Genomic DNA, 17,871 nt, shown 5'->3' with positions numbered 1-17,871 from the left:
CCGCGGATAACCGCTGCGCCTTTCTTGTTCTGGTAAAACCAGAACTATTTACTTTTAGCCAGTTTGGCTTCAATGCTCAATGTAGCGTGAGGAACAGCCCTGAGACGCGCCTTATCTATCAATTTACCGGTTACGCGGCAAATACCATAGGTTTTGTTTTCAATACGCATCATTGCTTTTTCCAGGTGATCAATGAACTGGATCTGACGGCTGGCCATCTGGTTCAGTTGCTCTCTTTCCTGGGAGCCGCTGCCATCTTCCATGCTCATGTATTTGTTTTCTGTATCGTCAGTTCCTGCTTCGTCTTTACGGGTGATCAGGCCTTGCAGATAGATGAGCTCCTTTTTAGCTGATTCCAGCTTCTTCTGGATCAATTCTCTAAATTCCTGCAGGTCTGAATCACTGTATCTGTATACAGGACCGGAAGGTTGTGCCGGTTGGTCCAGCACTGATTTTGTAAATTCAGGCTGATAAGTTACCAGGGTAGCTTTTCCGCCTTTCTTTTCAGGTTTTTCAGTTTTCTCGGGTTTTTCGGATTTTTCCGCCTTTACTGATTTTTCAGCCTTAACAACAGGCTTCTCCGCTGCTTTCTTGGTGGATTCTTTTTCCTTAGCAACTTCTACCTTAGTATCTGCTTTCTTTACTGCCATCGTTTTAAGTTCTTTTTCTTCTGACTTAGAAATAAATGGTTTCTCTTTTTCAGCGGAAACACTTTTCGTTACCACTCGCTGCTTTACAGCAGGCTCTTTTTTAACGGTCGATTTCGCAGGTACAGCAACTTTCTTGACGGATGTTGTTTTACTGTTTGGTAAGGCAGAGGCCTTTTTCACTGCTTTTTTAGGCGCCGGAGCGGCTTTTTTGGCAGTGCTTTTAGCTACCACGGCTTTTCCGGCTGCTGGTTTTGCTGCCGCTTTGGAAGCCGCCTTTGCAGGGGCCGCTTTTGCAGCTGCTTTTTTAGGAGCGGGCGCCGTTTTCTTCACCGGAGCAACAGGTTTGGCAGCTTTTTTTGCTGTTGATGCCTTCGCTACAGTCTTTTTAGCCGGAGCTGCCTTTTGGGTCGTTTTACTAGCAACCTTCTTTTTTGTTGCCATGGGGGATTAGCTTTTTTTGTTAACTAATACATTAAATTTAAGGTCATTTACCTCTATTTCTGTACCATCCTGTAATCGCTCCACTAATTCCAGACTATCTGCCAAAATTTCCGTGCAAATATAATCATTATAGTTCACAATGGCCGACTTGAGCGTATCTACACTTTCAACTGTCACATCAATTCTGTCAGTCAATGCAAAATCACTATCCTTGCGGATTTTTTGTATACGGTTCACCAATTCCCTGGCGTTTCCTTCATCCTGTAACTGGGAGGTAATAGTAATATCCAGCGCTACCGTCAGGGCACCTTTATTAGCTACTGTCCATCCTGGAATATCTTCTGAAATGATCTCAACGTCGGAAAGCTGGATTTGCAACTGCTCTCCCTCTACCACCAGGTTAAAATGGCCGTCGCGCTCTATAGTGGTAATTTCTGCTTCCGTGAACGCGCTGATAGCGGCTGCCACGGATTTCATCTTTGCTCCCATTTTACCACCGAGTGACTTGAAGTTAGGCTTAATCTTTTTCTTGATAAAACCCTCCGTTTCCGTAAGATAATCAATCCCTTTGACATTGACCTCACTTTTTATCAGGTCAGCAACCAATTCTATCTGCTCTTTTATCCGGCCATTGGCTACAGGGATCAGAATCTTCTGCAGAGGCTGGCGCACTTTAATATTCACCTTTTTACGCAAGGATAGTACCAGTGAGGAAATGTCCTGGGCCAGCTGCATTCTTTCTTCCAGATCAGCATCTACCGCTGCTTCATTGATCACCGGGAAATCAGTATGGTGGATCGAAGCCGCTTTATTGCGGCCACTTACGCTGTTCAGGTTGTTAAATAACCAATCGGTGAAAAATGGGGAAACCGGGGCCATCAATTGTGTAGTTTTTTCCAAACATTCGTATAATGTCTGGTAAGCGCTGATCTTATCATGCTCGTATTCTCCCTTCCAGAACCGGCGGCGGCACAAACGTACGTACCAGTTACTCAGCTGCTCATCCACAAAACGCTCTATCGCTCTTCCCGCCTGGGTAGGCTCGTAGTCGTCAAAGCTGCTGGTCACATCTTTTATAAGCGTGTTCAATACTGAAATGATCCAACGGTCAATTTCCGGGCGTTCTTCCAGTGGGATATATGCCTCCTTGAAAGTAAACTTATCAAGATTGGCGTACATAGCAAAGAAGTTATATGTATTATACAGGGTGCCAAACAGCTTGCGCTGGGCTTCTCCGATACCTTTTACATCAAACTTTAAGCTATCCCAGGGAGAAGCATTGGTGATCAGGTACCAGCGGGTGGCATCTGCTCCAAATTTCTCAATAGTTTCAAATGGATTCACCACGTTACCGAGGCGTTTACTCATTTTCTGTCCTTTCGCATCCAGTACCAGTCCGTTGGAAACCACTGTTTTATATGCCACGCTATCGAATAACATCACTCCAAGGGCGTGCAATGTATAAAACCAGCCGCGGGTCTGGTCTACCCCTTCCGCAATAAAATCGGCCGGGAAAGCCTGTCCTTTATCTACCAGCTCCTTGTTTTCGAAAGGATAGTGCCATTGTGCGTAAGGCATGGCCCCACTATCAAACCAAACATCCACCAGGTCGGGCTCGCGGCGCATCGGCTTGCCAGACGGGCTCACCAGGATAATATCATCTACATAAGGTTTATGCAGGTCGAGAATACCTTCATGGAGGTAGGATTTATTCACATCTCCTCCTAAAACCTGGTTGGCTTTACGGATCTCCGCATTCAGTTCCTCAATGCCCCCGATACAGATCTCTTCTGAGCCATCTTCCGTACGCCAGATCGGTAATGGCGTGCCCCAGTAACGGCTGCGGCTAAGGTTCCAGTCCACCATATTCTCCAGCCAGTTGCCAAAACGGCCGGTACCGGTGGAGGCTGGTTTCCAGTTGATGGTTTTGTTCAGCTCAACCATCCTGTCTTTTACGGCAGTGGTTTTAATAAACCAGGCATCCAGCGGGTAATATAATACCGGCTTATCGGTGCGCCAGCAATGCGGATAGGTATGTTCATACTTTTCCACTCTGAACGCGCGGTTCTCTTTTTTCAGTTTCACCGCAATATCCACATCTACATCTTTGTAGTCGGGATCATCCTTATAATTCTTTACATACCGGCCCGAGAATTCACCTACATTATCAGTGAACTTACCGGATCTGTCTACCAATGTCAAAATACCGATACCGTATTTCTTACCTACACGGTTATCATCTGCACCAAAGGCCGGGGCAGTATGAACGATGCCTGTACCATCTTCTGTGGTTACAAAGTCGCCCAGCAGCACCCGGAACGGATCACCTTCTTCGGGTTGCGCAAATGGTAACAATTGTTCATAACGGATATTTTCAAGCTGGCTGCCTTTAAAGCTGGTGAGTATTTTCCAGGGAATTATTTTATCTCCTTCCTTATAGGCGGCAAAGTCGCCGTTTTCTCCTTCTGCCTTAAAATATTTACCAAGTAATACTTTAGCCATTACCACGTTCACCGGCAAGTGGGTGTATGGATTAAAAGTATTTACCAGTACATATTCTATATTGGCGCCTACAGTCAAACCCAGGTTGGACGGTAAAGTCCAGGGAGTGGTGGTCCAGGCCAGGAAAAAAACCTCATCTGATCCGGCAGCATCAAAAAGGAATTGTGAGTTATCTGCTTTTTTGGCCTTAAACATAGCCACCACAGTAGTGTCCTTTACATCTTTATAGGTACCTGGCTGATTCAGCTCATGGGAACTTAATCCGGTGCCGGCTGCAGGAGAGTAGGGTTGAATACTTACACTTTTATATAGGAACCCTTTTTTATAAAGCGTTTGAAGACACCACCAGAGTGTTTCAATATAATTATTTTCAAAAGTGATATAAGGATCTTTCAGGTCAACCCAATATCCCATCTTAAGGGTCAGATCGTCCCACAAATCTTTATACTTCAATACCTCCCGGCGGCAGGTATCATTATATTCGGCTACAGAGATCTTTTTTCCTATGTCTTCCTTGGTAATACCTAAAGTTTTCTCTACTCCCAGTTCTACCGGTAAACCATGGGTGTCCCATCCGCCTTTACGCTTTACCTGGTAACCGCGCATGGTTTTATAACGGCATACCAGGTCTTTCAAAGTACGTGAAATAACATGGTGAATACCCGGCAAACCGTTGGCACTCGGAGGCCCTTCATAAAAAACAAAAGGAGTGGCGCCATCGCGTACCTCCACACTTTTCTCAAAAGCCTGGTGCTGCTCCCAGTGCTGGAGTATATCTTTCTCTATCTGAGGTAAATTCAACTGGTTATATTCCTGGTATCTGCTGGACATAAAACAATTCCCCGCCCTTTGATGTTATTTATACAATAATTGATTAAAATTGTGCAAAGTTAAGAAAATACGCTGGCTCCTAAATAGCTATATTTGCTAAAAACTATGCTTTTCAGATATTTTTTATAGATTTTTTTGTAATTTGCAATAAAGAGTACATAAACAGCGTTTTTGGCATTGTTTTAGCTAACTTGCCAGGAAGATTAGAAAAACCTAGTAGTTAATTTTAACCCAACGGAAAAAACCATATCGAATATGAAAAAGTTGACGTTAATATTTTGCGCGGTTCTATTCACTTCCGGCATAACTTTTGCACAGCAAAAAAAATCAGTTAAAAAAACAAAAATAGTTGCCAAGGCGGTGCAAGCACCTGAGGCAGTTAAAAGTTCTTTTGATCAGAATTTTGCGGGAACAGCAGCTGCTAAGTGGACAAAGACAAGTGCAGGACATTGGACAGCAAGTTTCCAAAAAGACAATATAAACACTATTGCAGAGTATGATGCAGACGGCAAATGGATTGCCACAAGAAGCGCATATGATGCTCAAAACCTCCCGGAATCAGTGGCTGGTACACTGAAAACAAAATATCCGGCGGCAACCATAAAAGATGGCTGGAAAATTGAGAGATCAGATGTAGCTGCATACTACAAAATCAATATTCAGGATAATGGTACAGACAAGGCAGTGTTGCTGAATGAAGCTGGTACTATCACTGAATAACACAAACACGTATTTCATAGGTATAGGGATAAATAGGACAGACCCTGCTCTTTTGGGCGGGGTTTTTCATTTGTTAGAACTCCTTACATTTTATTTTACCAGTTCCCCATTTCACAATATGGGAACTTTTTCCAACGGTAGAATCCGCAAATTCCACAAGCCATCCAAACATCAACAAAGAAGGCAGTGAAACCAAACAAATAATATTATAGATTGCGGCTGTAAGCTCCTGTTAAAAAATTCCGGCTTTAACGCTAATTATTTTCTGTGCCGGGGGACAGCCTAAAGCATGGACAAAGCATAGCTACTCCCTGTTTCCCCCATAACTCCCCCATATATAAGCCATATATAAGCCAGAGATACCCCATACCTAATAAGCTTGGCTTATCCACAGCTTATCGCTGTTTTGTTTACCGGTGTAATACAGATACACCTGGGCTTAGTCTGGTAGCAGCGTTTTCCCAAAACAAAAAGTCGCCCGCAGAAGCGGACGACTTTATAAAATCTGGTAGAAACTTCTCTGACATATTGCACTTCAATGGTGTTTGATATTAATGCAAGTATGATTTATGGCTTTACTTACTTTTGCCAGCTAAGTTTCTTCCATGGTCAAATCTGATAAGGAAGCTTATAGGAAACGCAAATGGATATTTGCCTATCGTGTTACAAAGAAACACCTATATTTTATTTTCTGTTTTTCAATTCGGGAAAACAAATGATCGAAAAGGGAAAATAAGGCCGGCTTCTTTGTGGTGGCTAAGCCTTAAACAAATGAAAATCATATAAATATTGCTTTGTTATTCCTAACACAGCAATATTCGCCCTACAGGGAAAGATCAGGAAAATAAAAGTGGAGTAGCCGTTTTTAACGCAGCAGCAGTTCACAAGGCTTCAGCCCTGTATGCTTTTTAAAGGCTGTAGAGAAATGGGAGATACAGGAGTATCCCATCAGCATGGCAACTTCTGATACAGACATACCTTTTTCATAGAGCAGGCCTTTAGCCTTTTCCATTCTCTCTTTCTGGAAATAGTCATAAATAGTGGTACCATACATGGCTTTGAAGCCTTTCTTCAGGTAACACTCATTCATGGCTACGCGGCGGGCCAGGTCCCTGATGGTGATCGGCGAATCCAGTTGTTCCAGCAGGATGCTACGGGCATTTTCTATTTTTTCGCGGTCTTCCAGGTGAGTGAGGAAGCGGCAACCATAGCGTTCATCGGTGTCATTCTGCATAAACTGGTCGGAACTGTATAATAACAGGTCCAGTGCACGGCTTTGCAGGAATATATTTTTCAGGATGCCCTCATAGTCGTGGTGCACCATTGTTTCCAGTACGGATTTAGACTTCGTACACGGCTGAATGGTTTTCACAAACGGCTTGCGGGACTGGTTCTCAAATAAAGAGAATGTTGTGGTACCTTTTTGCAGGGATTGTATAAACGCTGGCTGGAACCTAACGGTGATCAGGTCTACCGATGGTACCCTGTCATTGCAGGCTTCCTTTTTACCTTCAGCACAAAGCTGGTCTGTACAGGAAGGGTTTTTACAATATTTACTGCCGGCCACACAATAACGGAGCTCAATAGCAGCCGATTGCCCTCTTTTGGCTGGCTGGTAAATAACCATTGCCACGTCTTCAACGGGTAATGGCTTGTCATATGTAAAACGTTGTAATGTAAAATCGAGACAGTCTGGCACTGACACACTATCCTGCTCCGCCAGCCTTAACTGATCGCTCATCGCGGGTTGCGGAATGGCCAAAGACAATATTTCCTGTATTTCTTTCACTTTATCTGTTTTTTAACGCCGAGCTGTTATAGAAGTCACAAATTTAGGGATTCGTTTTTTAAACAAATATGTTTTGACAATACACTTACAAACCCTGCCTCTATTTCCGGGTTCAAACCGTTGAAGTAATTGGTATAAATTTCGTTTAGGCTTTACTGATGGCAAAAAATGGCTTTAATATCCGCAGACTGGTCAAAATCATACTTGCAGTTGCCGGTATACTTATCTTGTTGATACTGGCCACCGGCTGGTATCTTAACCAACATTGGAATAACCTGCTGAAGCGGGAGCTGCAGGGCTATGTGAGTGATTTGTCCGACAGTCTTTATACCGTGAAGTTCAAAGATCTTCATCTCGACGTGCTATCGGGCAGCATCACTATAGATAAAGCCAGTATGACGGCCGATTCCCTGGTATATCAGCGCCTGCTGGCCCAACAGAAAGCGCCCGCCGATATATACACCATCAGCGTAGACCGGCTGGAGCTCAAATATTTTAAGCCCTGGCGCTATTTTTTTGGGAAGGACCTCAGCGCGGGGGTGCTTACAGTAAGCGGTCCCAGTGTAATTATGGAGCAAAATGCCACTGTAAAAGATACCAGCGCCCCAAGAACGGCTTACCAGAACATTTCTGCCAAAATGAAATCCATCTTCATAGGCAAGCTGGTACTGGACAGCACCAACTTCAAGTATATCTTTACCCGGAAAGATTCGTCCCGTGTTATTCATCAATTCCACAACCTGCGGATCCGGATCAATGATTTCCTGATCGACTCAGTGGCCCTGAATGATCCCACCCGCTTTTTATATGCCCGCAACTATGAGATCGGGATGAAAGATTATATGAACAGAACAAGGGATAGCCTTTACTGGATGTATGTTCGCGGGATCCGCTATGATGCTGCTTTACGCACTCTCCATATAGGCCAGTTTGAACTGCAGCCGCGGTACGACAGGGCCGCCTTCCAGAAAAAGACGGGCGTACAGCAAGACCGGTTTGAAGTGGTGTTCAATGATATCAGCATGCACAATCTCAATCCCCGGCTGCTTTTACAGGAGCAACAGGTCTGGGCCGAGCGGGTAAATATTAAAAGCGGTAAACTGGACATCTACAGGAACCGTATGCTGCCAATGCCACCCGGCAATAAGCTGGGACAATATCCCCATCAGTTGCTGGCCAAACTTAAAGTCCCTGTTTATATCGATACCCTTACCGGCAATAATATCAACTTACAGTATACAGAACTAAGCCCGGTAACGGAACAAACCGGGTACATTAACTTCAGCCATATACATGGCCGGTTCCGGAATATCACGAATATCGACAGCCTGGTGGCTAAAAACAATCATCTTATTGCAGACTTTGATGCGGTATTTCTGAAAAGCGGCAAGCTCACCGCCCGATTCGATTTCCTGTTAAATGATAAGAACGGCAGGTTTGGCGTTTCCGGCAGGCTGAATAACATGAATGGCAAAGATCTGAATGTTGTGACCCAGCCGATGGGTAAAATTGAGATCAAATCCTGCGATATCCGGGATCTCACCTTTAATATTAAAGGAGATGAACGGCGGGCCAGTGCCTTTGTAAAGCTGTTGTACCAAAATCTTAAAATTGCCGTTTTGAAGCAAAATGCAGATCATAAAGGATTTAAAAGGAAAGGGCTTATCAGCCTGGTGGCCAACGCATTGGTAATCAAATCCGAAAACCCTGAAAAAGGAGAAAATGCCCGGACCGCCAATGTTACTTATACCCGCGACATCCAGAAATCCTTTTTTAACCTGGTGTGGAAAACTTTGTTTACAGGCGTAAAAGACATTGCTGGCGCCGGAAATCTCTAAGTGGAAAAATGATGGGTCCTCCCTGCATAAAAACAGCCCTTCTTTTGTGGAAATAAGGCTTATTTTTCGTATTTTTGCATGATTGTCTACCGATTTTATTTCTAATAGATTTTACACCAACATATGAGCGAAGAATTAGTGCAAGCACCCAGCCCCAGCAGCAACGGATATGATGCAGGGAGTATACAAGTATTGGAAGGACTGGAAGCCGTTAGGAAGCGTCCGGCCATGTATATCGGCGATATTGGCATCAAGGGTCTCCACCACCTTGTTTATGAGGTGGTAGATAACTCTATAGATGAAGCCCTCGCCGGGTACTGCAAAAACATCGAAGTTACTATCCTGGAAGATAACTCTATCCGGGTAAAGGATGATGGCCGTGGTATCCCTACCGGTATCATCCCTAAAGAAGGTCGTTCTGCACTGGAAGTTGTTATGACCGTACTCCACGCCGGTGGTAAATTTGATAAGAACACCTACAAGGTGTCCGGCGGTTTGCATGGTGTGGGTGTAAGCTGCGTGAACGCCCTGAGTGACAGATTATATGTAACAGTAGAACGTGAAGGCAAATTATTCGAGCAGGAATACCATCGTGGTGTACCACAATATGCTGTTCGTGAAATAGGCAGCAGTGAAGTCACCGGTACCACCGTACATTTCAAACCGGATGGTGAAATTTTCAAGGAAACTACCTACAACCGCGAAATACTGGCAGGTCGTTTACGTGAATTATCCTACCTGAACCGTAAGATCAAAATCACGTTAACAGATGAGCGTGAAAAGGATGAAGAAGGCAATTTCTTCTCTGAAACTTTCTACAGTGAAGGCGGTATCCGCGAGTTTATCCAGATGCTGGATAAAAGTGGCCGCCGCAACCCGCTGTTACCGGCTCCTATTTATGTGGAAGCACATGATGCGGCATCCAATGTTGCCGTTGAAGTAGCGCTGGTTTATAATGATGCCTTCAGCGAAAACATCTTCTCTTATGTAAATAATATCAACACCATTGAAGGAGGTACGCACGTAGCTGGTTTCCGCCGCGCTATTACCCGTGTATTTAAATCTTATGGTGATAAAAATAAAATGTTCGAGAAATCGAAGGTAGAAGTTACCGGAGATGACTTCCGTGAAGGCCTGAGCGCTATTATCAGCGTGAAAGTACCTGAGCCGCAGTTTGAAGGACAAACCAAAACCAAACTTGGTAACTCCGATGTAATGGGTGTGGTGGACAGTTCCGTAGCTGCTGTACTGGATGCTTTCCTGGAAGAGAATCCGCGCGAAGCTAAAACGGTAATCAATAAGGTAGTACTTGCCGCACAGGCCCGTGAAGCCGCCCGTAAAGCCCGCCAGCTGGTACAGCGCAAAAGCGTGATGACCGGTAGCGGTTTACCCGGTAAACTGGCCGATTGCTCCGACAACGATCCTGCTAAATGTGAACTGTACCTTGTGGAAGGAGATTCCGCGGGTGGTACTGCCAAACAGGGCCGTAACCGTAACTTCCAGGCCATCCTGCCGCTGAGGGGTAAAATCCTTAATGTGGAGAAAGCCATGGAGCACAAAATTTACGAAGACAATGAGATCAAAAACATTTTCACTGCACTGGGGGTAACCATTGGTACAGAAGAGGATGATAAGGCACTGAACCTTTCCAAATTACGCTACCACAAGCTCATCATCATGACGGATGCCGATGTGGATGGTAGCCACATTGCCACCCTGATCCTCACCTTTGTGTTCCGTTATATGAAAGCAATGGTAGAACAGGGTTATGTATACATTGCCCAGCCACCACTTTATCTTGTAAAGAAAGGTAAAGAGCAAACCTACGCCTGGACAGAAGAACAGCGTAAGGAAGCTACTATAAGGCTTGCCGCAGGTGGTAAGGAAGACAGTGTGACCATTCAGCGTTATAAAGGTTTGGGTGAGATGAACGCAGAACAGCTGTGGGATACTACCATGAACCCTGAACAACGTACGCTGAAACAGGTAACTATTGAAAGTGCCGCAGAAGCAGACCGCGTATTCAGTATGCTCATGGGCGATGAAGTTCCTCCACGCAGGGCATTCATCGAATCACATGCGAAATATGCGAAAATTGACGCTTAATTACGTAGATACGTTTAAGTTATAAAGAAAGAATCCCTGCCGCTGAAACGGCAGGATTCTTTCTTTATAACTATCCTTCTCTTGTAAGAATATAATTCGCCAGCACCTGGTACAGGAATACACCGATCAGCATAGCTGTAACTACTATATTAAAGGCATCGTTTATAACGAATGCCAGCACAACACCCAGCACGCCCAAAAGCGCCAGTGTGGCTGTATACCAGGTAATGATCCGGCGGTTTCTTTTACTTTCGGGTATATAAAACCCTGCAGCCGGCAGCAACATAATACCGCTGCAAAGACACAGCGCCAGTAACCCCTGCAGGTGGGTGAACAGGAACGCCACACCGGCCGCCAGCGATACGCATAACAATATACCCACTACATTGGATACCTGTGTCTGTTCTTTGCTGAGCGCATACCTGCCGTATGGGTTCAGGCGAAGAAAGAGATTACTCACAGGCGTAATCAGCCAGGTGGAAAGCGCCAGGAATGCCAGCAGCACATACACCGGGAAAAACACCTGGCTGGCAATTTGTGTAAGTATAAAAATGGCAATGATAATGATCCACTGTGTGCGCGCTTTTTGCCGCGCCATGAAAAAAGCGTAGTTCAGGAATTGCCGGTACAGCCAGTACCTGGCTTTCATGGCTTGTACCATGCCTTGCCTCGCCCATTCATTGGTAGGGTCCAGTTTCAGAGACTCCCTGAAATGCTCCAGCGATTTCCGGTGATCACCGGCTTCCAGCCACTTCTGCCCGAGGTTGGCATGTGTGTATGCATTTTCAGGATTATGCTCCAATGCCTCATGTAAATTGGAAAAGGCTTCCTCTTTCTTACCCAGCCGAAACAGGGCATGGGAGCGGAGATTAAGACAAGCCTCATCTTCCGGCTCAATGGCCAGTCCTTCTTCCGCCTTGTGAAGGGCCGCTTCGTATTCTTTCTTCGACAGCAGGATCTGGCTCCACATGGCAAAATAATTTACCCGGTAAGGGTTTATTGCCACTGCATTGCTGATGGTTCTGATGGCTTCATTAAACTGGTTCTTTGCAAAAGCGATCCTGGCCAGCAGGTACAGGAAACGATCGTCGTATGGCGCAAAGCTGAGGGTATTGCCGGCTATCTGTGAGGCTTCTGCGGTATTGCCTGTTTCCATGTAGCAAATTGCCAGCAGGTACAATCCGTCGGTATCGTGGGCATTAGTACTCAGGTGCTGACGCAATGCGGCGAAGGCATCTTCAAAGCGGCCTTGTTGTACAAGAATCTGGGCGCGCTGAATTAATACAGCCATAATCGTTATTTCTTAATATCCAGGTATTTCAAAACATCATCATAAAGACCGGTTTCATTTGAATACAGCGCATAGTTACGGGCAGTATTAAACCATTCCCTTGTGGTGGGTTTATGTGTTTTAGCGGCTTTTAATAATTCTTTCTGTGTAATAGGCTGTGGCACTCCCTTTTGCAGGGCTTCCAGCAGTTTTTCTTCTGTAGCAATATCCACAATCGCTTTCAGGTCGGCGCCGGAATAGCCCGGGGTGGCCTTTGCAAGTGCATTGTAATTAATATCGCTCACGGGTTTATTACGTAACTGCAGTTTCAGGATCTCTTCCCTGCCTTCTGTTTCCGGTGGTGCTACGAAAATGATCCGGTCGAAACGGCCGGGGCGGCGGAATGCCGGGTCCAGGCTCCAGGGAGCATTAGTAGCGCCAATAATAAGAATGTTCTCATTGCTGGCGGCAATGCCATCCATTTCGGCCAGGAACTGGTTAATAATATGCGTTGCGCCCGACTGCCGGAGTGCGGAACGGTTAGCGCCTAAAGCATCTACCTCATCAAAAAACAGCACACAGGGTTTACTCTGACGTGCCAGCTCAAACAGGCTGTGGAGGTTTTTCTCGCTGGTGCCCACCCACATATCCAGCACATCATGAATACCTACGTTGATAAATTCTGCCTGAATTTGCCCGGCCGTAGCTTTTGCAAGATATGTTTTACCACATCCCGGAGGGCCATATAATAAAATACCGCCACCGGCTTTTTTCCCATAAGCTTTATAGAGATCAGGAAACTGCAGGGGCTTGATGATCTTCAGATCTATTTCCTGCTTTTCCCTTTCCATACCACCTACATCTGAAAAATTGATTTCCGGTTTCTCGAGCATGAATAAGCTCTCGCCTTCTTCCTCGTCCTCATCTTCCCCGTTGAAGGAAGGGGATGGTTGCTGAGCCACCCTGAAAAGCCCGTCCAGCGCCTCGTCGCGGAAGCCCGGGTTAATTTGCAGTAAATGCTGGTATATTTCTTTTGCAGCCGGCATGGATTGCTCCTTTACCAGGATACGGCAATGCAGCAGCAGGGCATCAAAATGATCCGGTTCACGGCTCTCCAGCTGCTCAAGTACCACAATGGCTGCGGAATATTTATGCTGATGGTAAAAAGTGCGCGCCAAACCAAGCTGCGCTGCAGTATTGGATGACGACAACTCCAGTACTTTCCTGTATTGTTCTTCTGCGGCAGTATACTCATAATCCTGTAGCAGTACCTGCGCCAGGTGCATACGTAAAGGCACATTCTCCGGTGAAAACTGCACCGCCTCCTGTAATTGCTTTATTACTTCCGATGACATAATGTGCTTCTGTTTAATTATTCAGTAACCCCGTAATAATACGCAATTCGGCCGCAAAAAAAGTGTTAATTGTGCCTGAACTTCCGGGTATCTGCAAAAATACACAAGTCCGGCTCCGTTAAAACCCTGTAAGTGATTGCATGTATGAAGAAACAATAAATTAACCCTATATCCATATATATTTTATTTAATTAATAAATATTTATATATATTGCATCCATATTATCCCTATGCCAACAGAATCTAACCAGTATCCTATGCTAAACTGACTAAGGCCGGCGGCGCACAAAGCAGCCGGCACTGGTTTCATTCCTGTAGAGCGGCATACCTAAATTATAGTGTTATGAGAATGAAACTCTTCATGGTAGCCGTTATTGCTGTTATAGGAACGGTTTTCTGTTCCTGTGATAAAAAAACCGTGATCACACCATCCAGTATCTTCTCCTTTAAACTGGATGGCGTTCAATACCAGTCAAACGCCACTGAGGCCTATGTTACCGACACCGTATATGCCGGCAGGAAAACGCTGGTACTGGATGGCGTTACCAACAACTTCGGGCATCATATGGAACTGATGATCACTTTTCCTGATTCACTGAAAGCCGGCACTTATACTGAAGATGTGGAAATGTCGCTGATGAACATCCAGGAAAAGGAACCCGGTTATCTGGGCAAAAACATCAAAGTAATTATAACAGGCATTAATAGTAAACACGCGGAGGGTACTTTCTCCGGTGTATTAATAAGTGGTGAAACAGAAAAACCTCTAACGGACGGGACTTTTAAAGTCGTAATTTATTAAACACATTTGATGAACTTCCTGCATGCCCTGCCTTTAAAGGCGGGGCTATTTTTCGTAGGTACGTTAAGGTTATATTATATTGTTTGTTGTTTACCCTGGGTTAACAAATAATTCCTACCTCATTTTCCCGCACTGTTAACATTAAGGTCATATACAAACCGTGTTTCTGATAGTATTTAAACGCAAATAAGCCATCAAAAGCAGGTTTCCCGGACGTTTTATGCACTTCTTAACAATTCCGTAATAATCTGTTAACATTCTGGTTGCATCAGACTGTTTCCTTTGCACCTGTAAATACTTACAAAACAGTTTATGAAATCATTTTTTACGCTACTAGCTAGCTTTCTTGTAATTCTGTGCTACAATGCGCATGCGCAGGTAACCACTTCTGTAATATCGGGTAAGGTATCCGATCCGGGTGGCCAAGCCATTCCAGGTGTTACCGTAGTGATAGTAAATAACAGCACCGGTGCCAAATCCGGTGTACAAACCAACACAGACGGCCGCTATATCCTTCCCAACCTCAATCCAGGCGGTCCTTACACCATTACTGTTTCATTCATTGGATATAAGAAAGAAGTAAAATCAGATGTTAACCTCGGACTGGGAACCACCAGTTTCAACTTTAAATTACAGGAAGAATCAACCGCACTGAGCGAAGTAGTGGTAACCGGTAACGCCGGTGCAGGCAAATCAGGCACCCGGGTAGGACAGGAGCAGATAAAAGCGCTTCCTACACTAAGCCGCAGCCTGCAGGACCTCACTAAAGTAACTCCGCAGAGCAACAACAACTCCTTCCTGGGTACCAACTACCGTTATAATAACGTAACAGTAGATGGCGCCATCAACAACGATGCTATTGGCTTCAGTCCTTCACTGGGCGGCCAGAGCAACACCAGCGGCCAGCCAGGAAGCAGCACCCGTACCAACCCCGTATCAGTAGATGCGATCCAGGACATACAGGTATTACTGGCTCCATTCGACGTAAAAGTGGGTAACTTCCTGGGTGGTAGCGTAAACGCGGTAACCCGCAGCGGTACCAACGAAGTACACGGCTCCATCTACGGATTTGGCCGTAACGCTTCCATGGTGGGTAAAAACAATGCCGGCGATGGTTCCAAACTTCCCAGCGATTTTCATGAATACCAAACCGGTGTACGCCTTGGTTTCCCTATCATCAAAAACAAATTATTCTTCTTTACCAACGAAGAAATTACCCGCCGCGTGGATCCCGTGATCCTCGGCGCAGGTTCTGCTGATGGCGGCGGTATCTTAACAGAAAAAGACGCTGCTGATATCACCGCACTGATGAAAACATATGGCGTAGATCCAGGCACTGCCGGTAACACCAGTATCTATTCCAACTCCAATAAGTTCTTTAACAGGATCGACTGGCACATCAATGAGAAACACCAGCTAGCCATCCGTAATAACACTATTACTTCTGAAGCCACCAACCTGGAACGCGATCAGCAAAATTTCCGTTTCAAAGGCATCGACTTCAAACAGGTAAATAACCAGACATCTACTGTACTTGAACTGAAAAGTAATTTTAACAGTACTTTGTCCAACAGCCTGATCCTCGGTTATTCCAATGTACACGATTACAGGGATCCCCTGTCTGATCCTGCAACACCGCAGATCCAGATCAAAGGAAGAACACCTGGTTCTACCATCTTCCTGGGTACCGACCGTGAAGCCAGTATCTTCAACATGAAGCAAAAAACATTTGAAGTAACTGACAACGTAACTCTGTTCAAAGGAAATCATACCATCACCCTGGGTACACACAATGAGTTCTACAACATCACCTATGGTTTTGTAAACTCCTGGAATGGACGCCTGGATTATAACAGCATTGAAGATTTCCTGAATAATAACCCGGCACGTGTACGTGGTAACTATAACTACACCAACAATTCCCGTGACTATATCATGGCTAATCCTCCTGCCCAGTTCAAAGCAAACCTGCTGAGCGTTTACGGACAGGATGAGATCCAGCTGACAGACCGTTTCAGGATTACACCTGGTATCCGTCTGGATTACACCGGCATTCCCAACAAACAGCCGTTGAGCGATAAAACCATCAAATCTCCGGAAGATCCTAACTACGGTACCACCTATACTTATACCAAACCAAAGGATATCAAAAACGACTTCCTGAATAATGTACAGATCTCTCCGCGCTTAGGCTTTAACTACGATATTAAAGGCGATAACAGCCTCGTATTGCGTGGCGGATCCGGCTTATTCACCGGCCGTATTCCTTTTGCATGGATCGGTTATGCTTACTATAATAATGGTGTTACTTATGGCGCTTATGATCAGAGAAACTCCAAACCATTTGTTAATGCACCACTGCCTGCTGCGAAACCATCACCTAATGGTATCGCCGACTTTGCGGCACAGAACGGCGTAGATGTAAAAAATGCCGCCGGCGCTACCCAGGTGGATATGATCGACAATAACTTCAAAATGCCACAGGTATGGAGAAGCAGCCTCGCACTGGATTATACTACTCACGACCAGTGGAAGTTCTCTATAGAAGGTATCTACACTAAAGTAATTAAGGACCTGATGTTCCAGCAGGTAAACCTGGCAGATAATCCTACTTACTTTGCATACGATGTAAACAAGCAACAGCCGATCTTCTCCGGTTCCAAGATCAATCCTTTATATACTAACGCTTACCTGTTATCCAATACCGATAAAGGTTACCGTTACAGCATCACCGGCCAGGTATCCAAAACATTCCCATTTGGCCTGAACTTCATGGTGGCCTACACTTATGGACAGGCAAAAGATATCACCAATGGTATCCGCAACTCCATGGAATCGAACTGGCAGCTGAACCAGGCGCTGAATCCAAACAGCCCGGGACTGGCTTACTCTAACTTCGATATCCGTAACCGCATCGTGGCTACTGTTGCTTACAAACAGGATTGGGGCACCAAAGGCAAATGGGTTTCCAACTTCTCTGCCTTCTTCAATACTTCTTCCGGAACACCGTTCTCTTATGGTTTAGTAAACGCTACTATCAACGGAACACCTCAGCAGGTAAGCCTTACCTACATCCCGAAAGATGTGGCTGAAGCTACCAACTTCTTTACTGATAAAGCCGGCGGACAAACAGCTGCCCAACAGGCTGCGGATTTCATGAACTATGTGAATAGCAACAGCTACCTGAGCGGCCGTAAAGGCCAGTTCACTGAACGTAACGGTGGCCGTACTCCATGGAACACACAGGCCGACTTCCGTTTCGCACAGGACTTCAATTTCCAGGCTGGTAAAAAAGTACATACCATCACGTTAACTTATGATATCGTGAATGTTACCAACCTGCTGAACAAAGACTGGGGTATTCAGTACTTCACGCCTAACACCTTTAACTCAATGGCAAGTGTTGGTTTGTCTCCAACCGGTAAAGTGGTTAATAATTATCCAACTTATACCTTCAGCACTCCGGGCGCTCCCTACTCAAAGGATTTCTTTGCATCCCGTCACCAGATGCAGCTGGGCCTGAGATACAGCTTCTAATTCAGCTTGTCGTTATAAAATATAAAAGCG

Annotated in this window: 10 protein-coding genes; 5 read left to right on the top strand and 5 right to left on the bottom strand. The window is 45.2% G+C overall.

The genetic code is table 11. From position 1 onward, the window contains the following. Positions 1 to 44 precede the first annotated feature (44 nt). A complete protein-coding gene (locus tag ABIE50_RS04970) occupies positions 45 to 1,091 on the bottom strand; it encodes a TraR/DksA C4-type zinc finger protein (RefSeq protein WP_209855252.1) in 1,047 nt (348 codons plus the stop codon). A 6-nt stretch (positions 1,092 to 1,097) separates the two neighbouring features. Continuing rightward, positions 1,098 to 4,424 carry an isoleucine--tRNA ligase gene (gene ileS, locus ABIE50_RS04965; protein WP_209855261.1) on the bottom strand — a complete coding sequence of 1,109 codons (3,327 nt, stop codon included), beginning with the start codon at positions 4,422 to 4,424 and terminating at the stop codon, positions 1,098 to 1,100. Between the two features lie 255 nt (positions 4,425 to 4,679). On the opposite strand from ileS, the gene ABIE50_RS04960 reads away from it, so the two are divergent. Continuing rightward, positions 4,680 to 5,144: a PepSY-like domain-containing protein gene (locus ABIE50_RS04960; RefSeq protein ID WP_142684186.1), complete on the top strand. Its 465-nt coding sequence runs from the start codon at positions 4,680 to 4,682 to the stop codon at positions 5,142 to 5,144. Between the two features lie 865 nt (positions 5,145 to 6,009). Here ABIE50_RS04960 and ABIE50_RS04955 read toward each other — a convergent pair. Next, positions 6,010 to 6,933 (bottom strand): helix-turn-helix domain-containing protein, encoded by a 924-nt coding sequence (locus ABIE50_RS04955; RefSeq protein WP_142684188.1) that lies wholly within the window; start codon positions 6,931 to 6,933, stop codon positions 6,010 to 6,012. Positions 6,934 to 7,091: 158 nt separating this feature from the next. Here ABIE50_RS04955 and ABIE50_RS04950 point away from each other — a divergent pair, with 158 nt between their 5' ends. Next, on the top strand, positions 7,092 to 8,771 hold the full coding sequence (locus tag ABIE50_RS04950) for an AsmA family protein (RefSeq protein WP_209855263.1): 1,680 nt from the start codon (positions 7,092 to 7,094) through the stop codon (positions 8,769 to 8,771). 123 nt (positions 8,772 to 8,894) lie between these two features. Continuing rightward, a complete protein-coding gene (gyrB, locus tag ABIE50_RS04945; protein WP_209855264.1) occupies positions 8,895 to 10,877 on the top strand; it encodes a DNA topoisomerase (ATP-hydrolyzing) subunit B in 1,983 nt (660 codons plus the stop codon). Between the two features lie 70 nt (positions 10,878 to 10,947). Here the strand turns inward: gyrB and ABIE50_RS04940 are convergent, their stop codons facing one another. Together ABIE50_RS04940 and ABIE50_RS04935 are read right to left on the bottom strand one after the other, a co-directional pair. After that, positions 10,948 to 12,168, bottom strand: a complete 1,221-nt coding sequence (locus tag ABIE50_RS04940; RefSeq protein ID WP_142684191.1) for a tetratricopeptide repeat protein — start codon at positions 12,166 to 12,168, stop codon at positions 10,948 to 10,950. 5 nt (positions 12,169 to 12,173) lie between these two features. Next, positions 12,174 to 13,502: an AAA family ATPase gene (locus tag ABIE50_RS04935; RefSeq protein WP_209855265.1), complete on the bottom strand. Its 1,329-nt coding sequence runs from the start codon at positions 13,500 to 13,502 to the stop codon at positions 12,174 to 12,176. Positions 13,503 to 13,845: 343 nt separating this feature from the next. On the opposite strand from ABIE50_RS04935, the gene ABIE50_RS04930 reads away from it, so the two are divergent. Beyond that, positions 13,846 to 14,304 carry a hypothetical protein gene (locus ABIE50_RS04930; protein WP_209855266.1) on the top strand — a complete coding sequence of 153 codons (459 nt, stop codon included), beginning with the start codon at positions 13,846 to 13,848 and terminating at the stop codon, positions 14,302 to 14,304. Between the two features lie 312 nt (positions 14,305 to 14,616). After that, the gene (locus tag ABIE50_RS04925; RefSeq protein ID WP_209855267.1) at positions 14,617 to 17,841 is read left to right on the top strand and encodes a TonB-dependent receptor; all 3,225 of its coding nucleotides are present in this window, start codon (positions 14,617 to 14,619) and stop codon (positions 17,839 to 17,841) included. Positions 17,842 to 17,871: the final 30 nt, after the last annotated feature.

It is taken from the genome of Chitinophaga sp. OAE865 (assembly GCF_040546735.1).
Classification (GTDB): domain Bacteria; phylum Bacteroidota; class Bacteroidia; order Chitinophagales; family Chitinophagaceae; genus Chitinophaga; species Chitinophaga polysaccharea_A.
This window is presented reverse-complemented; position numbering and strand designations above follow the sequence as displayed.

Coding starts and splice junctions, on each gene's coding strand:
- ABIE50_RS04970 (WP_209855252.1), bottom strand. CDS start 1,091: ATGGCAACAAAAAAGAAGGTTGCTAGTAAAACGACCCAAAAGGCAGCT.
- ileS (WP_209855261.1), bottom strand. CDS start 4,424: ATGTCCAGCAGATACCAGGAATATAACCAGTTGAATTTACCTCAGATA.
- ABIE50_RS04960 (WP_142684186.1), top strand. CDS start 4,680: ATGAAAAAGTTGACGTTAATATTTTGCGCGGTTCTATTCACTTCCGGC.
- ABIE50_RS04950 (WP_209855263.1), top strand. CDS start 7,092: ATGGCAAAAAATGGCTTTAATATCCGCAGACTGGTCAAAATCATACTT.
- gyrB (WP_209855264.1), top strand. CDS start 8,895: ATGAGCGAAGAATTAGTGCAAGCACCCAGCCCCAGCAGCAACGGATAT.
- ABIE50_RS04940 (WP_142684191.1), bottom strand. CDS start 12,168: ATGGCTGTATTAATTCAGCGCGCCCAGATTCTTGTACAACAAGGCCGC.
- ABIE50_RS04935 (WP_209855265.1), bottom strand. CDS start 13,502: ATGTCATCGGAAGTAATAAAGCAATTACAGGAGGCGGTGCAGTTTTCA.
- ABIE50_RS04930 (WP_209855266.1), top strand. CDS start 13,846: ATGAGAATGAAACTCTTCATGGTAGCCGTTATTGCTGTTATAGGAACG.
- ABIE50_RS04925 (WP_209855267.1), top strand. CDS start 14,617: ATGAAATCATTTTTTACGCTACTAGCTAGCTTTCTTGTAATTCTGTGC.